Genomic DNA, 16,463 nt, shown 5'->3' with positions numbered 1-16,463 from the left:
AAAAAGGTGAGCGGTTACCCGACCGGGCGCAGTCCCTGCGGGGTGGCTTCGAACTCCTCGGTGAGACCACGTTCACGCCACGGAAGTTCCCATCCACCGAGCGCGAGCAGGCTGTCGATGATCTTTCCGGTGAAGCCCCACACGAGCATGTCGTCGACCCGGAAGCCCGGGCCCCACATCGGTCCGTCGCCATAGCGCACCTTGACCCGGTTGGCCGGGTCGACGAGGTCGGCGATGGGCACGCGGGAGACCGCGGCCACCTCGCCGGTGTCGGCGGCCCGCACCTCGGAGGGTTCGCGCCACCAGCCGAGGACGGGGGCGACGCGGAAGTCGCTGAAGCTCAGGTAGAGCTCCGGCAGTCGGCCCACGATGTCGATGCCCGCGGGGACCGCCCCGGTCTCCTCCTCCGCCTCGCGCAGGGCGGCGGCCTCGGGCGAGGGGTCGGTGGGTTCGATCCTTCCCCCGGGGAAGGCGGGCTGGCCGGGGTGCCGGCGGAGCCCGTCCCTGCGCTGGATGAGCAGCAGGTCGGGTCCGCGGTCGGTCTCACCGAACAGGATGAGGACGGCCGACTCGCGACCTCCCTGTGCCGGCGGGCGCATCGGTGCGGGCACCGGCATGGTCCGGGCGGCGTCCGCGAGGGCGGACAGCCAGAGCGGGGTCGAGTTCATGGGTGGAACCTGTTCCGGGGGTCGTCGCGCCGTCGTCTGTGGCCGGGGCGAGCACGCCTCATGGTTCGCGCGTCGCGGGAATCCGCCGGGGCCGTAGCCGCCCGCGGGTGTCCCGGCCGGTCGTCTGGTGGTGGGATCGTCCGGACCCCATCACGGTGCGTGAGGTCTCGGGGCACACGATCGAACCGCCTCTGGGCCCTCCCCTGGAGCCGATGTGTGCACACTCACGTGATCAGAGTACAAACCGTCGCCGACCACTTCCCCTGCACCGGGCCGCGCAAACGCAGCGAGGCGGCCCCGTGGCCGGCACCGTCACGGCGTCGGCGGCTTCGGCGATCGGGCCTCGGGGCGCGCGACCCCATCGACGGCCCTCGTCGGACGAGACCCGTTCAGGCCCGCCGTCGACGACCCCTGCGGCACGAGGGCGTTCCGCGACGATCCGTCCGGCCGGGGCCGACGGTCGGCCGGACGGTGCGGGCCGCGACGGCCGCACAGAGCGGTCGCGCTCAGGCGAACGAGCGCATGCGGAGCAGTTTCTCGGCGGTCTCGGGGTCCGTGGGGCCCTCACCGAAGGACGGGCACCATCGCGCCACGGCACAGGCTCCACAGGCGGGCCGGCGCGCGTGGCAGACGCGACGGCCGTGCCAGACCACACGGTGGGACAGCATCGTCCAGTCCTTGCGGGGGAAGAGCGCGCCGACGGCGTGCTCGACCTTGACCGGGTCCTCTTCCGTGGTCCACCCGAACCGCCGGACGAGTCGCCCGAAATGGGTATCGACCGTGATCCCCGGCACATCGAAGGCGTTACCGAGCAGTACGTTTGCGGTTTTTCGTCCCACACCGGGTAGTTTGACCAGGTCGGCGAGGTTTCCAGGAACCTCGCCTCCGTGTCGTTCGCACAAGGCCTGGCCGAGCCCGATCAGGCTGTTGGTCTTGGCGCGGAAGAACCCCGTCGGACGGATCATCTCCTCCAACTCCTCGCGCACGGCCGACGCGTAGGCCTCGGCGTCCGGGTAGCGCGCGAAGAGCGCCGGAGTGACCTGGTTGACCCGCTTGTCGGTGCACTGCGCCGACAGGATCGTCGCGACCAGGAGCTCCAGCGGCGTGGTGAAGTTCAGTTCGGCGTGGGCGTCCGGATAGAGCTCGGAGAGCTCCCGGTACATCTTCCGGGCGCGGCGGACCAGCGCCGTCCGGCTCTCGCCGGTGGGCGTGGGCTCCTGCGCGGGCGCGTCTGGGGTGTCACGAGGCATCGTCACAGGGTAGGCGTCCTCCCGCGGGGGTAGGCCCGGGATCACCGGGTCCGATGACGCACCGACGATGCGGCCCATAGCAGGGATTATGCGACCAATGTCCCGGTCGTACGGCGCGGATCGCCTTGGTACGGGCGGACGGCGACTAAGATCGTATGGGCTGACGTCGGCTGTTGTGGGCGCGTCGTCTCCCGGCGGACAAGCCGAGGTAACGACCTGGTTTCACACCCGGTTGCGATATACGTCACACTGTTGACGGTCAGGTTTTAGGAGGACGTGTGGACGAGATCAACGAGGTGCTCCGGAAGGCTCCTCTGTTCGAGGCGCTGGACGAGGAGGACACGGCCGCGCTCCGCTCCTCGGTGAACGAGGTGCGTCTCGGCCGCGGTCAGACCCTGTTCAACGAGGGTGACGAGGGCGACCGCCTGTACGTCATCCTCAGCGGGAAGGTGAAGCTGACCCGCACGGCCGTCGACGGCCGCGAGAATCTGCTGGGCGTGCTCGGCCCCAGCGAGATGTTCGGTGAACTGTCCCTGTTCGACCCGCGCCCGCGCACCGCGAGCGCCGTGGCCGTCACCGACTCCGTGCTGGCGGGTCTGGGCCACGACGACCTGCGGCCGTTCCTGTCCAGCCGCCCGCAGGTGGGTCTGCAGCTGCTCAAGTCGCTGGCCGCACGGCTGCGCCGCACCAACGACGTGATGGCCGACCTGGTCTTCACCGACGTGCCCGGTCGCGTCGCCAAGGCCCTGCTCGAACTCGCCGACAAGTTCGGCAAGGAGGGCGAGGACGGACTGCACGTCCACCACGACCTCACCCAGGAGGAGCTCGCCCAGCTGGTCGGCGCCTCCCGTGAGACGGTCAACAAGGCCCTCGCCGAGTTCGCCCTGCGCGGTTGGCTGCGTATCGAGGCCAAGGCCGTGGTGCTGCTGGACGTCGAGCGGATGCGCCGCCGCGCCCGCTAGACGAACAAGATCACGCGCATGCTGTGCGGCCGTCGCCCTCCGGGGTGGCGGCCGCAGCGCTGTGTGGGAGGTGTTCGCGCCGCCGTGGGAGCGCCGTGGGACGCCGTCGGACGCCGCGTGCGGGGGTCGGGGGCCCTGAGGGCTGTTCGGTCCGTCCTGGCGAGGGCTCGGCCGTGATGGGGCCGTGCAAGGCCACGGGGGACACACGAAGGCCCGTGCGGAGGGCTCGGCCGGGTGGGATTGGGGAGGCGGCCGTTGAGCGTGAGACCCGTGTGGCGGGTTTCGGGCAGCACGGGGTCTCCGGGGTGGGAGGTCCCCCCGAGATCGACGCTACGCGAGCGGCGAAGGCGCCACCAGGGCGGATGCTCGGGCTGTGGACGGACCCGTGGAGCGGCACCCACCCGGCGGAACGCAGGGGCTCCCCCGCGGCGCAGGGAGGTCGCGGGCGGTCCCTGCGCCCCCGCACAAGGCACGGCGCTCCGGGCGACCGGCCCGACGGCCGGTCCCTCCCGTGGACGGTCGGACACGCCGGAGGTCGAAGGCGGGCCGGGCGGCGTGGGCACGCCCCCGACCCGACCACGACTCAGCTCTCGATGCCCTGGGGAAGTTCGCCCCGCACCGCCAGGTACCGCAGCTGTGCCCGTACCGAGGAGGCCGCGGCGGGGCGCACGCTCAGGACGATGTCCGGGTAGACCCGATCGATGATCTCCTCCACCGTGGTGAGGCCGGCCCCCACCGCGCCGCGGATCTGCTCCAGGCGTGACTCCCGGTGGTCGATGTAGGAGTCCAGGGCCGCCGACGGCGAGGTGAGGATCGGACCGTGCCCCGGCAGGAGCGTCCGTACCCGGTACTCCTCGACCAGGGCGCGCAGACGGTAGAGCGAGTCCATGTAGGGGGCCAGTCCGTCGTCTCCGTCGATCACCGTGGTGCCGTGCCCCAGGATGGTGTCCCCGGTGAGCAGCGCGTTGTCGGCCTCCAGCAGGAAGCAGACCGAGTCGTCGGTGTGCCCGGGGGTGGCGATGACGCGGATCAGGAGACCGTCGGCGTCGATCACCTGACCGTCCTCCAGGCCGGCCCCGCCGACCCGCATCTCCGGGTCGACCGCGTGCACCGGAGCTCCGGTGAGCTCGGAGAAGTAGCGGGACCCCTCGGTGTGGTCGAAGTGCCGGTGCGTCACCAGTGTCATCTGCACCTGTGCGCCCTGCTCCTGCACGGTGCGCGCCACCCGCTCAAGGTGTCGCTCGTCGTGGGGGCCGGGGTCGACGACCACGACCCCGCGCGCACCCGGTTCCCGCAGGATCCAGGTGTTGGTCCCCTCCAAGGTCATCGGGCCTGGGTTGGGGCACAGCACGCATCCCGCGCGCAGCGTCCCGGAACCGTCGATCCTCATCACACCTCGCTTCGCTCGCCGGAACCGGACTGATCTGAAGGATGGCCGAGGGGACATGGTGGGTTACCTATCCGCCTGGGGGCGACCCGTACCGTCGAACGGTCCCACCGTGTTCGTCATGATCCGAAGATCCCACGACGTCGTTCTCAGGGCGTCGGGTCGGTGTGGGGAAGTGGGAAGTCCCTGCCGTCAGGGGCGACGACACGGAGCCGACCATCGATCTTTCGAACGTCCGGTTCGATGGGAACGATATCCCGTCTGGCATCGCGTACACCTTCGAGAGTGCGACGGTCGGCCAGCTCCGCGCAAGCGATGACGGTGGGCGGGAGCATCGGCATCCGCCCCGCCTCCCACTCGGGGGCGACCACTCCGGGGTCGACCCACCGGCTGTGGTCGGCCTCGCCACCGACGTCCCGGGGCGACTGCCCGGGAGGCAGTTCGGCGGTGAAGAACCAGGTGTCGTAACGGCGCGGCTGCCGCGTGGGGGTGACCCACCGCGACCAGGCGCGCAACCATTCCGACCGCAGCACCAGACCCCGCCGGGACAGGACCTCGGTGAACGAACACGCATGGTCGATGAGGTCGAGTCGATCCCGCTCCCAGTCCTCGCCAGAGGTGTCCAGCGTGAGGCCGGTGTCACCGGCGTGCCCCGGCTCACCGGCCAGGAGCACTCCGGTCTCCTCGAAGGTCTCCCGGACCGCGGCGCACACCAGGGCGCGGGCCATCGGCACGTCGACGCCGAGGATCCCCGCCCAGTCGCGGGGGCTCGGGCCGGTCCAGGGCAGGTCACCGTCGGCGTCGCGCTCGTCGACCAACCCACCGGGGAAGACGTAGGCGCCCGGGGCGAAGCCCATGGAGGGGACCCTGCGCATGAGCAGGACCTCCATGGGCCGCCCCTCCGGAGCGCCCGCGGTGTCCACAACCGGACGCAACAGCATCACGGTGGCGGCGGGTCGGGCCTGGGCCACGACGTCGTTCTCGGTCATCGGGGCACTCCTGTCGTTCGCGAAAGCCGCGCCACGGCCCACGCTCGTACCGGAGCCGGAAACGTCCCCGGGTCGCTCAGCGGACCTCGACGATCATGTCAACCTCGACCGGGGCGTCCAGCGGCAGGGCCGCCACCCCCACGGCGGCGCGGGCGTGCACCCCGGCCTCGCCGAACACCTTGCCGAGGAGTTCGCTGGCACCGTTGATCACCCCGGGCTGGCCGGTGAAGTCGGGGATGGAGGCGACGAACCCGCCGACCTTGACGATCCGCACGACCTTGGACAGGTCGCCGATCTCGGCGTACACCGCGGCGATGGCGTTGAGCGCGCACACGGCGGCCAGGTCCTGGGCGGTCTGCGCGTCGACCTCGGCGCCCACCTTGCCCGTGGTCGGCAGCCTGCCCTCCACGAAGGGCAGCTGACCGGAGACGTACACGTGGTCACCGCTGCGGACGGCGGGGCGGTACGTGGCGACGGGGGGCACCACCTCGGGCAGGGTGAGCCCCAGCTCGGCGAGGCGCTCCTCGGGGGTGGCCATCTACTTGGCCCGCTTCATGTAGGCCACGTACTGCTGGTTACGCGGGTCGGCACCCTCGGGAAGCGGCGCGGGGACGACGCTGACGAGCTCCCAGCCGTCCTCGCCCCACCCGTCGAGGATCTGCTTGGTGGCGTGCGACAGCAACGCGACGCTCTGGTACTCCCACTTGGTCATCCGGCTCTACCCCTCTCGATCACCGGCGGCTCGAAGAACCGCCCTTCAACGCCGCCACCTTACTCACCCGTGCCCACCCCGCAGGCCAGGTGAAGGGCCCACCCTGCACCCGACCACGTCGGTGGGCCGCACATAGACTCCGTGGGGTGAACGAGCGTGAGCACGGCCCGCGTGGCGGCGGCCCAGGAGAAGCGTTCGCCGGAGCCCGACTGCACATCGTGACGGGCAAGGGCGGCACCGGGAAGACGACCGCGGCCACAGCGTTGGCGCTGGCCCTGGCGGCGGACGGCGGACGGGTACTGCTGTTGGAGGTGGAGGGCCGGCAGGGGGTGGCGTCTCTGCTCGGCAGCGGGCCCTTGCCGTACGAGGAACGTCGGATGCTGTCCGTCCCGGGCGGGGGGTCGGTGTCGGTGTTGGCGGCCGACGCCGAGGCGGCACTGCTGGAGTACCTGGAGCTGTTCTACGGGATGCGGCGGGCCGGGCAGGCCCTCACCAAAATGGGCGCCGTGGACTTCGCGACCACCATCGCCCCGGGACTGCGGGACGTGCTGCTGACCGGCAAGGCCACCGAGGCGGTCCGACGCCGCGAAGGCGGGCCGCGCGCCACGGACGGCCCGCACCACTACGACGCGGTGGTCATGGACGCACCGCCCACCGGCCGTATCGGCCGGTTCCTCAACGTCAACTCCGAGGTCGCGGGCCTGGCCCGGACGGGTCCGATCCGCTCGCACGCGGACCGGGTCATGTCGGTCATCCGCTCCGAGCTGACCCGCGTGCACTTCGTGACACTGCTCGAAGAGATGCCCGCGCAGGAGACCCGCGACGGCATCGCCGAGATCGAGGCGTTGGGGCTGCGGACCGGCGCCGTCCTGGTGAACATGGTCGGTCCGCCCCTGCTCGACGAGGCCGACGTCGCGGAGGCGGTCGCCGGAGACCTGGACGAGGTGGCGCTCGCCGACGGACTGAAGTCCGCGGGGCTGGCCGATCCGGAACGCCTGTCCGCCGACCTCGCCGGTGAGGTGCGCGCCTACGCGTTGCGCCACCGGTTGGAGGAACGGGTGCGCACGGGATTGGCGGACCTGGGGAATCCCCTGGTGGAGCTGCCCCGGGCAGAGGGCCGAATGGACCGGTCGGCGTTGACCGTGCTGGCCGACCGGCTGGCCGAACAGGGGGTGCGTCGGTGAACGGCGAGGCGGGGACGGACCGAGCGGACACGTCGGGGGCGCGCCGGACGCACACCGCCGCACCGCGACGGATGGACGTGGACGCGCTCCTGGACGACCCGAAGACGCGGATCGTCGTGTGCTGTGGGGCAGGTGGGGTCGGCAAGACCACCACGGCCGCCGCGCTGGGGCTGCGCGCCGCGGAACGGGGCCGACGCGCGGTGGTGATCACCGTGGATCCGGCGCGACGTCTGGCCCAGTCCCTCGGGCTGGTGGAGTTGGACAACACCCCGCGCCCGGTCCCGCTGCCACGGCCCGCCCTGGCCGGCGGGGACGGCGGGGACCCGGACTCGGGGCGTCCGGATGTCGAGGGACGGGGTCCCGGTGACCGGGATGCCGAGGACCCGGACGGCGAGGACGCGCGGGTCGGTCCCGGCGAGGACGCGGCCACGGTCGGCGGCTCGGGCGGCGACACGGACGATCCCGACGGGGTCCCCGGTGACGGTGCCCACGGTGGCGACGACCGCGCGGGCAGCCTGCACGCGATGATGCTCGACATGAAGCGGACCTTCGACGAGGTCGTGCGGCGACACGCCGACCCGGAACGGGCCCGCCAGATCCTGGCCAACCCCTTCTACCAGACCCTCTCCACGAGCTTCTCGGGCACGCAGGAGTACATGGCGATGGAGAAGCTGGGGCAGTTGCGCGAGTCCGGCGACTGGGACCTCATCGTGGTGGACACCCCGCCGAGCCGATCCGCCCTGGACTTCCTGGACGCGCCCAAGCGGCTCGGCCGTTTCCTCGACGGCAAGCTCATCCGTTTCCTCAGTCCTGCGGGTTCCGGAGCGTTCCGGTTGTTGGGAGCCGGCATGAACGTGGTGGGTTCCGTGGTCGGCAAGATCGTGGGGACACAGTTCCTGAACGATCTGCGGTCCTTCGTCGCCGCCTTCGACACGGTGTTCGGCGGGTTCCAGGAACGGGCCGAACGCACCTACCGGCTCCTGCGCGCTCCGGGCACCGCTTTCGTGGTGGTGGCGGTGCCCGACACGGACGCCATGCGGGAGGCCGCGTTCTTCGTGGAGCGGTTGGACCGGGACTCGATGCCGCTCGCCGGACTGGTGGTGAACCGCACGCATCCGTTGCCGACGGGTCCGGGGGCGGAGTTGGACGCCGAGCGGGCGACGGCGGCGGCCGTGTCCCTGGCGGACTCGCACCCCCTGGCCGTGGCGGCTCTGCGCCTGCACGCCGAACGTGTGCGGACGCGCGAGAGGGAACGTCTGTTGTGCGATCGGATGTCGTCCGCGCACCCGAAGGTCCGGGTGACGGAGGTGGCCGCCCGTGCGGAGGACGTGCACGACCTGGCGGGTCTGCGCGAGATCGGCTCGGCGTTGGCGGGCGAGGAACGGTAGGGGTGGTCGGCGGGAGGAGGGACCCGCCCGGGGGCGGAACTCAGGCGGTCTGCTTGTCCCGCGCGTAGCGGGCCGGATCGGCCTCCCCCTCGCGGCGGGCGTCCTCCAGGAGCGTCCTCCAGTCGGTCACCCCCGGATGTTTGCGCAACAGTGATCGGCGTTCGCGTTCGGTCATGCCGCCCCAGACGCCGAACTCGACGCGGTTGTCGAGCGCGTCGGCCAGGCACTCGGTGCGGACGGGACATCCCTGGCAGATGGCCTTGACCCGGTTCTGCGCCGCGCCCGGAACGAACAACGTGTCAGGGTCGATTCGTCGGCACAGAGCCTGCGTCGTCCATTGATCGGTCCACATGTGGCCCACTTCCCAGACGTGTGATGGGTCTCGCGGTCACGGGTGGTCGATGTGCTCTGGTTGAGTGGAGGGGAGCACGGTGGCCTCCCGTCACCGGGCGGGGTGGGGGACACGCGCGGTGTCACCACACCCCCACAAGTCGAAAGTACGGTTCGGACCGCTTCACCAACAGAACCCAGTCGACCCACTTTCCGTCTCATGGATATGGCCCGAGCGGGCCATTGCGTGACCGCCCGACCACACTCCCGCGACCAGCGGTGAGGTGTCCGTCGGCGGAACCGCAGAGAGACCGTTCGGCGTTAACCGTGGAAAGATGGTCGTGGGGCACGACTCGTGCGTCGGCACGGTCGATTCCGCGTGAATAGGCGGCGTCTGTCACCGAACGCACCGCTTTTACGCGTTCGCGGTCACTTAGTCTGATGGGGTGGGTCAGGGGACATTGCTTCAAAGAATCAGCCAACTCATGGTCGTCGGCGTGATCGCCGGCCTCCTCGTGGCGGCGTTGGCGCTTCCGGCGGTCGGTGGTATGGGGATCACCGCCAGGAACGTGGCCAACGGCTTCCTCGAGATGCCCAGTCAACTGGAGACCCCACCGCCCCCTCAACGCTCGACGATCTACGACAGCGAAGGCGGCGTGATCGCCGAGATCTTCGACCAGAACCGTGAGCTCGTCGACATCGACGACATCTCACCGCTCATGGTCGACGCGATCCTGGCGATAGAGGACTCCCGCTTCTACGACCACGGCGGCCTGGACGTGTCGGGCACGCTGCGCGCCGCCATCCGCACGATGGGCGGCAACACCGAAGGCGCCTCCTCCATCACCCAGCAGTACGTCAAGAACGTACAGATCGAGGCGGCCACCTCCCAGGACGAGCTGGACCACGCCCGCGAGGAGACGATCTCCCGCAAGATCCGGGAGCTGCGCTACGCCGTGGCCCTGGAACAGCGGATGAGCAAGGACGAGATCCTCGAGGGCTACCTCAACATCGCCTACTTCAGTGACGGCGCCTACGGTGTCGAGTCCGCCGCCCAGCACTTCTTCCAGGTGTCCGCGGACGAGCTGGAGCTGCACCAGGCCGCCACCATCGCCGGTCTGGTCCGCTACCCCTACCTGTACAACCCGCGCTTCTTCCCCGAGCAGACCGAGGAGCGACGCAACGTCGTCCTCGACCGCATGGTCGCCACCGACGCGATCACCGAGGCGGAGGCCGCCGAGGCCAAGGAGTACGAGCTCGACCTCGACCTGGCCACGCCGCCCAACGGGTGTGTGCCCAGCGACCAACCGTTCTTCTGTGACTACGTGGTGCAGGAGATCGAGCAGGACGAGCGGTTCGGGCCCAACGAGACCGAGCGTGCCCGCTGGCTGCGCACCGCCGGTCTGGAGATCCACACGACCCTGGACCCGCAGACGCAGGAGGCCGGTCAGGACGCCGTGGACAAGTGGGTGCCGCGGGAGAACGACTCGCGGAAGGTGGCGGCCCAGGCCGTCATCGAACCGGGCACCGGCCACATCCTCGGCATGATGCAGAGCCGTAACTACGGTCCTGACGAGAGCCGGCTCGGCGAGACGTCCATCAACTTCACCACCGACTCCGACCGGGGCGGCAGCAGCGGTTTCCAGGCGGGTTCGACCTTCAAGGCGATCACCCTGGCCACGGCCCTGGACGAGGGCATGCCGTTCAGCACCTCGTTCAACTCACCGAGCTCCACCACGGTGAGCGGTCAGACCGCGTGCAACGGTGGGCGTCTGGAGAACTGGTCGCTCAGCAACGCCGGTGACAGCAACGCCGGCAACCACAACATGATCTCCGGCACCAAGGCCTCCTCCAACACCTACTTCGCGCAGCTCCAGGCACGCGCGGGTCTGTGCGACACGATGGAGATGGCCGAGAAGCTCGGGCTCAAGCGGGCCGACGGCACCCTGTTCACGGAGAACGCCAACTCGCTCGCCAACAGCAGCTTCACCCTGGGCAGCGAGGAGGTCTCCCCGCTGCGGGTGGCCAACGCCTACGCCACCTTCGCCTCCGGCGGCATGTACTGCGAGCCGCAGGCGATCACCCAGATCGAGGACCGCCAGTCCGGCACCACGATCGACATCGAGCCCGAGTGCGACCGGGCGATCGACGAGGACGTCGCGGACGGCACCAGCTACCTGCTGTCGCAGACGTTCAACGGCGGCACCGCCGCGAGCCTGAGCATCGGCCGACCGGCCGCCGGCAAGACCGGTACCACGGACGGTTCGGCCGCGGCCTGGTTCGCCGGGTTCACCCCGCAGATGTCCAGTGCCGTGTTCGTCGGCGACCCGCGCGGACCGCAGCAGCACCCGCTGCGCAACGTCACCATCGGGGACCGGTACTTCCCGGTCGTGTACGGGGCGACGATCCCCGGACCGATCTGGCAGGAGACCATGCGCGGCGCCCACGCGGGCGTGGACACCGAGCAGCTGGCGTCCGCGCCGGGCCGCTTCGGCTCCACCTCCGAGCCGCGTGCCCCGCGCAATGACGACGACGGGGACGAAGAGGCCAGCCCGGCCAGCGACGACGGCGGTGTGCCGAACGTGGTCGGTATGTCGGAGGCGGACGCGGTGTCGGCTCTGGAAGGCGCCGGTTACTCGGTGAACGTGTCCGGTACGGCACTGCGGTCCTCCGAGTCCGAGGGTTCGGTGGCCGCGGTCAACCCGGACCCCGGCAGCCGGTTGCCCGAGGGGGCCACGGTGAACGTGTTCCTCAGTGACGGCTCCGGTCGCGAGAGCGCCGACGGTGGTCCGGGCGGGGTGGACTGGCACCCGGTCCTGCCCGCGGGGCCGCTGAACGGCCGCGACGGCCGGAACTGACGGCGGGGTCGCGCGGCCCGCAGGGGTCGCGCGGCCCGCAGGGGGCGCGCGACCGCAGGGAAGGGGCGGGGTGATCGCATCACCCCGCCCCTTCGCCGCTTCCGGCGGCTCTGGGCCGTGCCGTCCGGCTAGGCCAGCTGGCTCTTGACCTCGGCGGCCACGCGGGAACCCTCGGCGCGACCCGCGATCCGGGGGTTGACCACCTTCATGACCTTGCCCATCTCCTTCATCCCGGAGGCGCCCGTCTCGGCGATCGCGTCGGCGACCAGTCGGGACAGCTCCTCATCGGTGAAAGGCTGGGGCAGGTAGTCCGCGATGACCTCGCTCTCGGCGCGCTCGTTGGCGGCGTCGTCGGTACGTCCGCCCGTGTCGAAGGCCTCGGCGGCCTCGCGCCGCTTCTTGGTCTCCCGGATCAAGAGCGTGGTGACCTCGTCGTCGCTCAGGGAACGCTGGGCGGAACCGGCGGACTCCTCGGTGGCGATGGCGGCGAGCACCATGCGGAGGGTGGCGGTGCGCACCTTGTCACGCGCCTTCATGGCGGTGGTGAGGTCGGACTTGAGGCGGTCTTTGAGTTCGGACATGACCTGATCCTATGGCCGTCCCTCCCACGCGGACCAACGGTTTGCGCACGGAGCGGTTCAGGATCTGAGACGATCGACCAACGAAGAAGGAGGGCCGGATGGGCGCCGACGACAGACGAATCCTGCGCCGCATCGGGCGCGCGGCCGCGATCACGGGCGCGGTCGGTGTGGCCGGGCTGGGGTACGCCTCGGTCATCGAACGCAACTGGTTCCGGTTGCGCCGGTACGAACTCCCCCTGTTGCCGCCCGGCAGCCCCCGGATGCGCGTCCTGCACCTGTCCGACGCGCACCTGACGCCCGGACGGAAGATGCTCATCGACTGGATCCGCGGGCTGGAGAGGTACGAGCCCGATCTGGTGATCAACACCGGGGACTCCCTGGCGCACCCGGAGGCGGTGGAACCCTTCATCGACGCGCTCGGGCCGCTCCTGGACCGCCCGGGTGCCTTCGTGTACGGCTCCAACGACCTGTTCTCGCCGCAGCTGAAGAACCCGGCGCGGTACCTGTGGCGGACCAGCAAGACCGACTACAACAAGCGACGGGTGCCGGACCTGCCCTGGCGCGAACTGGGCGCGGCGATGTCGTCGTCGGGGTGGTTGGACCTGAACAACCACAAGGGTTCGTTGAAGGTCGGGGTGCAGGACGTGGCCCTGGCGGGGGTGCACGACTCGCACATCAAGCTGGACCGGTACGACGCCATCGCCGGCCCGGCCGACCCCGGCGCCGCCCTGCGCGTGGGGGTGCTGCACTCGCCGGAGCCCGCCAACCTGGACCGGTTCGAGGCCGACGGCTATCAGCTCCTGCTGGCCGGTCACACCCACGGCGGTCAGCTGTGCCTGCCGTACTACGGGACCCTGGTGACCAACTGCGGGATCGACCGCAAGCGCGCCTGGGGACTGAACGACTACGGGCGGGCGTGGCTGCACGTCTCCGGTGGCCTGGGCACGTCCCCGTACGCCCCGGTGCGCTTCTGCTGCCGCCCCGAGGCCTCTCTCCTGGACCTGGTCGCGGGGGCCTGACCCACGCGTCGAAGTGTGGCGTGAACCGCGTCGCGAGCACTCCCCGAGTCCGCTAGACTTGGGGACGTTGCTTCGGGGTGTAGCGCAGCTTGGCAGCGCGCTTCGTTCGGGACGAAGAGGTCGTGGGTTCAAATCCCGCCACCCCGACAAAGGAACGGGTGTCCACACAGGTGGGCACCCGTTCTTCGTTTTCCCGGCCCGGGGCCGGCACAGCCGCGACGCGTGTCGAGCGCGCATGGCCGGGGTCCGAACGCCACTGCCGAGCCTTCGTGCGTCACCTGTACCTCATCATCCGGCGCCCGCAGCCGTGCGACATCCATTGGCCCAACGACCACGCCCAGGCGGCCCGGGAACCGTGGGATCGGGTTCGGTGTTCAGGTGCCGGCCCTCTTCGCATTGAGTTCTGCGCAGAAGCCGTTTCCTGTTTACGCAGACCGACCGGCGTGATGCGCGGCTGGAGCCGCAGGGGAACTCGATCATCCGCGTTTGGCCGCTCTCGATATCGGTACGCCGTAGAGAGACAGGCCTCGTGCACTCGCCGTAGTCGGCCGCGACTTGTTCGGCTCCTGCTCGGGCCCGGGTTCGAGAGAGCAGTCCAGCCCGCTTGCTCTTGCCCGTGGATGGGGTCGTCAGACCACCACCGACAACAGCCAGGAAGAGTCCTGATGAAGAGCCGGAAAGCAGTGCGCTGGGTTCACCTGATCGCGCCAGTGTGTTTCATGGTTTCGATGCTGATCTTCCTGAGGCCGGCGATTCACGCGGACCACCTGATGTCGATCATTGTGAGCAGCGCGGTCTTCCTCGCCAATGGGGGATACCTCTTCTGGCTCGCACACGCTCTCTACCGCCAACGCCGGCACGTGCCCGCCGCCCCAGAAGAGCCGTAGCCCTCGGCCACGGTGGCGATGTCGGTGGCCAAGACAACGTGTCCCGGCCGCACCCACGGAACTCAGCGACCATCTGCCGGGCCTCTGGCTGGGCGGGCCGCTCCGCCAGGGTCGTCCCACCCGTCGTGGTCGGCGTTCGCTCACCTCCTTCCGCACTGAGGGATGGGGATCATGGACAGGAACAACGACCGACCGACGCTTTCGCGCCGTGACGTGATCACGGGCATCGTCTTCGGGACGCTGGTCACGGCGGGCAAGATCTGGGCTCTCATGGCCTCGGATCGGCCCTGGTACTTCGGCGTGGGCGTCCCGTTCGTCGTCTTCCCGTGGTGTTCTTCGGGCTGGTGATGCGCAATTATCGTGCGCAGGAACTTTCGGATCTGGAGAAGACGTGCTCCGAGCCGTAGCGTCGCGGCGTCTGCACGATGACGTCCGCGGAGACGAGCACGGCCGGCACCGGGGAGAATGAGGTCTCCGGGCCGACGTCGACGACCGCGGGGGCGGCTACGTCGAGGTACATCACGTCGTCCCTCTGCACCACGTCGGGGAGAGTCGGACGCGTTTGGAGGACCTCGCGCTCCTGTGCGCGAACCGCCACCGCATGATCCACGTGGCCCGCCCCTGGCTGACCGTCGACCGGCTCCGGGCCCTCGGGGACCGACAGAGCCGGGACCGGCTCTGAACTGCGCCTCCAGCTCCCGAAAGGGCGCAACGCCGGTTCCGACGGAACCGGCGTTGGGCGATGGCGGGGCGGGACGGGCCGCTGATCACTCCACGAGGCTGAGCGCGTCCTCGGCGAGGCCGATGAGGGTCTCCTCGTCTCCGGTGAAATCGGGGTCGCCCGTGGGCTCGTGCCAGGACTCGCGCGCCTCGACCGAGACCAGGAGAGCACCGGAGCGCACCAGGACCGTGGCGCGGCCGGCCGGATCATCGGCGCCCTCGCGGAAATGGGACACGATCGACTCGTCGCCGAGGTCGAGGTCGCGGATGTCGAGGATCTCCATGGGCCAGTGGGCACTGTCCTCACCCTTGCGCAACCTCTCCGACTCCGTCTCGTACTGCTCCCGTGCGTCGTCCTCGGTGCGGAGGGGTTCGTTGTCGGTGTCGGTCGGGATCTGGAAGCGGACGGTGAGGGTGCCGTCGGTCCCGTCCCCGTACTCGGCGATCCACTGGCAGGTGGCGTAGGTCTCCGTGTGGTTCGCCTGTGGCATGTGCGCCGAGAGGGAACCGAGCCGGGAGCCGCCCGCAGCCGCGCACGGCTGGGTGGGCAGACCCTCGAACTCCGGACCCGCGCTCGCGGTGTCGGCACCGGTTCCCAGCATGACCGCGCTCACACCCCCGATCACCAGCGCGTAGGCGCCGAGCGTCGCCGCGACGGTGATCGCGATCGTCCGCCCGGTCGAACGACGCGGCGTGGAGGCCGCCGGTCCGGCCGGGGGCGCGGGGTGCTGCGGGGGGCCGTTGTACACGGCGGGTCTCCTGTTCTGGATGTGATCCTCGGGCCTCGGGGAGAAGGACGGTCGCTCAGCCGAAGACATCGTCGGCCGCCGTGGCGATCAGTTCCTCGGCCTCGGCGAGGTCGAGTTCGGGGCTCATCGAACTCAGGTTGTAGGAGAGCACGCTCACCAGGTCGCCCTCGCGCACGATGAGGGACACCCGTTGGTTCAGGTCGTCGCTGTACCCATAGTCGACGTTGAGGAGGACGATCGTGCTCTCGTCCCCGTAGGTGAGGGATCGCCGGTCGGCGTCGACGTAGCCCTCGTCCGACACCTCGATGAGGCTCTCGGAGGCGCGCGTGACGGCGGCCTCGTAGAGTTCGTCGGCGTCGCGCGGCACGTCCTCCTCGCCGAACTCCTCCATCACGGTGACATCGGCCGCGGATTGCGCCACGGAATGGGTGAGGTGCAGGTACACCTCGTCACCACCCGCCAGGCCCGTCATCCAGGTGCATCCCACGGCGTAGGTGCCCGAGTTCCACGAGGTGACCTCGGCGTCCATCTCGGCGAGGGTGCTCTCCCCGAGGGAGGCGCACGGATCGTCCGTGGGAAGCCCCCGTGCCGGGGTCACACCGGCGGAGGACCCGAAGGCCTGGAACACGGTCCAGGTCAGGATCCCGGCGACCGCCAGGGTGGCGGTCGCGGTGATCGCGACGGTGAGTGCCGTCCGGGGCCCGCGTCGGGGCGCGGGAGGCTGAGCCGGGTACCCGGAGGGCGGAGGACCGTGGGGTGGTGGAGGCGGGGGCGGTGAC

19 protein-coding genes and 1 tRNA gene are annotated in these 16,463 nt (G+C 70.3%); 9 read left to right on the top strand and 11 right to left on the bottom strand.

Annotation, left to right across the window (positions count from 1 at the left end):
• Positions 1-14: 14 nt before the first annotated feature.
• Both DSY14_RS09680 and nth read right to left on the bottom strand, forming a co-directional pair.
• The gene (locus DSY14_RS09680) at positions 15-668 is read right to left on the bottom strand and encodes a CoA pyrophosphatase (RefSeq protein WP_211716159.1); all 654 of its coding nucleotides are present in this window, start codon (positions 666-668) and stop codon (positions 15-17) included.
• Between the two features lie 506 nt (positions 669-1,174).
• The gene (gene nth / locus DSY14_RS09675; protein ID WP_211716158.1) at positions 1,175-1,918 is read right to left on the bottom strand and encodes an endonuclease III; all 744 of its coding nucleotides are present in this window, start codon (positions 1,916-1,918) and stop codon (positions 1,175-1,177) included.
• A gap of 287 nt (positions 1,919-2,205) precedes the next feature.
• Here nth and DSY14_RS09670 point away from each other — a divergent pair, with 287 nt between their 5' ends.
• On the top strand, positions 2,206-2,880 hold the full coding sequence (locus DSY14_RS09670; RefSeq protein WP_211716176.1) for a Crp/Fnr family transcriptional regulator: 675 nt from the start codon (positions 2,206-2,208) through the stop codon (positions 2,878-2,880).
• Positions 2,881-3,463: 583 nt separating this feature from the next.
• Here the strand turns inward: DSY14_RS09670 and DSY14_RS09665 are convergent.
• The 4 genes from DSY14_RS09665 to DSY14_RS09650 all read right to left on the bottom strand — a co-directional run bounded on the left by DSY14_RS09665 (position 3,464) and on the right by DSY14_RS09650 (position 5,968).
• Positions 3,464-4,270, bottom strand: a complete 807-nt coding sequence (locus DSY14_RS09665; protein WP_211716157.1) for an MBL fold metallo-hydrolase — start codon at positions 4,268-4,270, stop codon at positions 3,464-3,466.
• A 146-nt stretch (positions 4,271-4,416) separates the two neighbouring features.
• Positions 4,417-5,256 (bottom strand): NUDIX hydrolase, encoded by an 840-nt coding sequence (locus tag DSY14_RS09660; protein WP_211716156.1) that lies wholly within the window; start codon positions 5,254-5,256, stop codon positions 4,417-4,419.
• A 76-nt stretch (positions 5,257-5,332) separates the two neighbouring features.
• On the bottom strand, positions 5,333-5,794 hold the full coding sequence (locus DSY14_RS09655; protein ID WP_211716155.1) for a RidA family protein: 462 nt from the start codon (positions 5,792-5,794) through the stop codon (positions 5,333-5,335).
• The gene (locus tag DSY14_RS09650; protein ID WP_017606899.1) at positions 5,795-5,968 is read right to left on the bottom strand and encodes a DUF4177 domain-containing protein; all 174 of its coding nucleotides are present in this window, start codon (positions 5,966-5,968) and stop codon (positions 5,795-5,797) included. It lies immediately after the preceding gene.
• Positions 5,969-6,114: 146 nt separating this feature from the next.
• On the opposite strand from DSY14_RS09650, the gene DSY14_RS09645 reads away from it, so the two are divergent.
• Together DSY14_RS09645 and DSY14_RS09640 are read left to right on the top strand one after the other, a co-directional pair.
• The gene (locus DSY14_RS09645; protein ID WP_211716154.1) at positions 6,115-7,152 is read left to right on the top strand and encodes an ArsA-related P-loop ATPase; all 1,038 of its coding nucleotides are present in this window, start codon (positions 6,115-6,117) and stop codon (positions 7,150-7,152) included.
• Between the two features lie 71 nt (positions 7,153-7,223).
• On the top strand, positions 7,224-8,540 hold the full coding sequence (locus tag DSY14_RS09640) for an ArsA family ATPase (protein ID WP_211716175.1): 1,317 nt from the start codon (positions 7,224-7,226) through the stop codon (positions 8,538-8,540).
• 40 nt (positions 8,541-8,580) lie between these two features.
• On the opposite strand, the gene DSY14_RS09635 is transcribed toward DSY14_RS09640, so the two are convergent.
• A complete protein-coding gene (locus tag DSY14_RS09635; RefSeq protein ID WP_211716153.1) occupies positions 8,581-8,892 on the bottom strand; it encodes a WhiB family transcriptional regulator in 312 nt (103 codons plus the stop codon).
• A 439-nt stretch (positions 8,893-9,331) separates the two neighbouring features.
• On the opposite strand from DSY14_RS09635, the gene DSY14_RS09630 reads away from it, so the two are divergent.
• On the top strand, positions 9,332-11,728 hold the full coding sequence (locus DSY14_RS09630) for a penicillin-binding protein (RefSeq protein ID WP_211716174.1): 2,397 nt from the start codon (positions 9,332-9,334) through the stop codon (positions 11,726-11,728).
• A 128-nt stretch (positions 11,729-11,856) separates the two neighbouring features.
• Here DSY14_RS09630 and DSY14_RS09625 read toward each other — a convergent pair whose 3' ends face one another.
• Positions 11,857-12,309 carry a GatB/YqeY domain-containing protein gene (locus DSY14_RS09625; protein WP_211716152.1) on the bottom strand — a complete coding sequence of 151 codons (453 nt, stop codon included), beginning with the start codon at positions 12,307-12,309 and terminating at the stop codon, positions 11,857-11,859.
• 98 nt (positions 12,310-12,407) lie between these two features.
• On the opposite strand from DSY14_RS09625, the gene DSY14_RS09620 reads away from it, so the two are divergent.
• The 4 genes from DSY14_RS09620 (at position 12,408) to DSY14_RS09605 (ending at position 14,563) form a co-directional block, all read left to right on the top strand.
• Positions 12,408-13,328 carry a metallophosphoesterase gene (locus DSY14_RS09620; protein ID WP_211716151.1) on the top strand — a complete coding sequence of 307 codons (921 nt, stop codon included), beginning with the start codon at positions 12,408-12,410 and terminating at the stop codon, positions 13,326-13,328.
• Between the two features lie 73 nt (positions 13,329-13,401).
• Positions 13,402-13,475, top strand: a tRNA-Pro gene (locus tag DSY14_RS09615).
• A 518-nt stretch (positions 13,476-13,993) separates the two neighbouring features.
• The gene (locus DSY14_RS09610) at positions 13,994-14,215 is read left to right on the top strand and encodes a hypothetical protein (RefSeq protein ID WP_211716150.1); all 222 of its coding nucleotides are present in this window, start codon (positions 13,994-13,996) and stop codon (positions 14,213-14,215) included.
• A 171-nt stretch (positions 14,216-14,386) separates the two neighbouring features.
• Entirely contained in the window at positions 14,387-14,563 is a 177-nt protein-coding gene (locus tag DSY14_RS09605) for a hypothetical protein (protein WP_211716149.1), read from the top strand.
• A gap of 7 nt (positions 14,564-14,570) precedes the next feature.
• Here DSY14_RS09605 and DSY14_RS09600 read toward each other — a convergent pair whose 3' ends face one another.
• On the bottom strand, positions 14,571-14,756 hold the full coding sequence (locus DSY14_RS09600) for a hypothetical protein (protein WP_211716148.1): 186 nt from the start codon (positions 14,754-14,756) through the stop codon (positions 14,571-14,573).
• Between DSY14_RS09600 and DSY14_RS09595 the strand changes: the two genes are divergently transcribed.
• Complete coding sequence (locus DSY14_RS09595) at positions 14,748-14,897, top strand: hypothetical protein (RefSeq protein ID WP_249187608.1); 150 nt, start codon at positions 14,748-14,750, stop codon at positions 14,895-14,897. The two genes, DSY14_RS09600 and DSY14_RS09595, sit on opposite strands and share 9 nt — an antisense overlap.
• An 85-nt stretch (positions 14,898-14,982) precedes the next feature.
• Here DSY14_RS09595 and DSY14_RS09590 read toward each other — a convergent pair whose 3' ends face one another.
• Together DSY14_RS09590 and DSY14_RS09585 are read right to left on the bottom strand one after the other, a co-directional pair.
• Positions 14,983-15,684 carry a hypothetical protein gene (locus tag DSY14_RS09590; RefSeq protein WP_211716147.1) on the bottom strand — a complete coding sequence of 234 codons (702 nt, stop codon included), beginning with the start codon at positions 15,682-15,684 and terminating at the stop codon, positions 14,983-14,985.
• A 55-nt stretch (positions 15,685-15,739) separates the two neighbouring features.
• Positions 15,740-16,463, bottom strand: a 724-nt coding sequence (locus DSY14_RS09585; protein ID WP_211716146.1) for a hypothetical protein, incomplete at its 5' end; no start/stop codon positions are given.

The organism is Nocardiopsis sp. MG754419 (assembly GCF_018207095.1).
In the GTDB taxonomy this organism is placed as follows: Bacteria; Actinomycetota; Actinomycetes; order Streptosporangiales; family Streptosporangiaceae; genus Nocardiopsis.
This window is presented reverse-complemented; position numbering and strand designations above follow the sequence as displayed.

Bases quoted from the DNA above. Each gene is read 5' to 3' on its own strand.
- DSY14_RS09680 (WP_211716159.1), bottom strand. From the start codon at position 668: ATGAACTCGACCCCGCTCTGGCTGTCCGCCCTCGCGGACGCCGCCCGG.
- nth (WP_211716158.1), bottom strand. From the start codon at position 1,918: ATGCCTCGTGACACCCCAGACGCGCCCGCGCAGGAGCCCACGCCCACC.
- DSY14_RS09665 (WP_211716157.1), bottom strand. From the start codon at position 4,270: ATGAGGATCGACGGTTCCGGGACGCTGCGCGCGGGATGCGTGCTGTGC.
- DSY14_RS09660 (WP_211716156.1), bottom strand. From the start codon at position 5,256: ATGACCGAGAACGACGTCGTGGCCCAGGCCCGACCCGCCGCCACCGTG.
- DSY14_RS09655 (WP_211716155.1), bottom strand. From the start codon at position 5,794: ATGGCCACCCCCGAGGAGCGCCTCGCCGAGCTGGGGCTCACCCTGCCC.
- DSY14_RS09650 (WP_017606899.1), bottom strand. From the start codon at position 5,968: ATGACCAAGTGGGAGTACCAGAGCGTCGCGTTGCTGTCGCACGCCACC.
- DSY14_RS09640 (WP_211716175.1), top strand. From the start codon at position 7,224: ATGGACGTGGACGCGCTCCTGGACGACCCGAAGACGCGGATCGTCGTG.
- DSY14_RS09635 (WP_211716153.1), bottom strand. From the start codon at position 8,892: ATGTGGACCGATCAATGGACGACGCAGGCTCTGTGCCGACGAATCGAC.
- DSY14_RS09625 (WP_211716152.1), bottom strand. From the start codon at position 12,309: ATGTCCGAACTCAAAGACCGCCTCAAGTCCGACCTCACCACCGCCATG.
- DSY14_RS09620 (WP_211716151.1), top strand. From the start codon at position 12,408: ATGGGCGCCGACGACAGACGAATCCTGCGCCGCATCGGGCGCGCGGCC.
- DSY14_RS09610 (WP_211716150.1), top strand. From the start codon at position 13,994: ATGAAGAGCCGGAAAGCAGTGCGCTGGGTTCACCTGATCGCGCCAGTG.
- DSY14_RS09605 (WP_211716149.1), top strand. From the start codon at position 14,387: ATGGACAGGAACAACGACCGACCGACGCTTTCGCGCCGTGACGTGATC.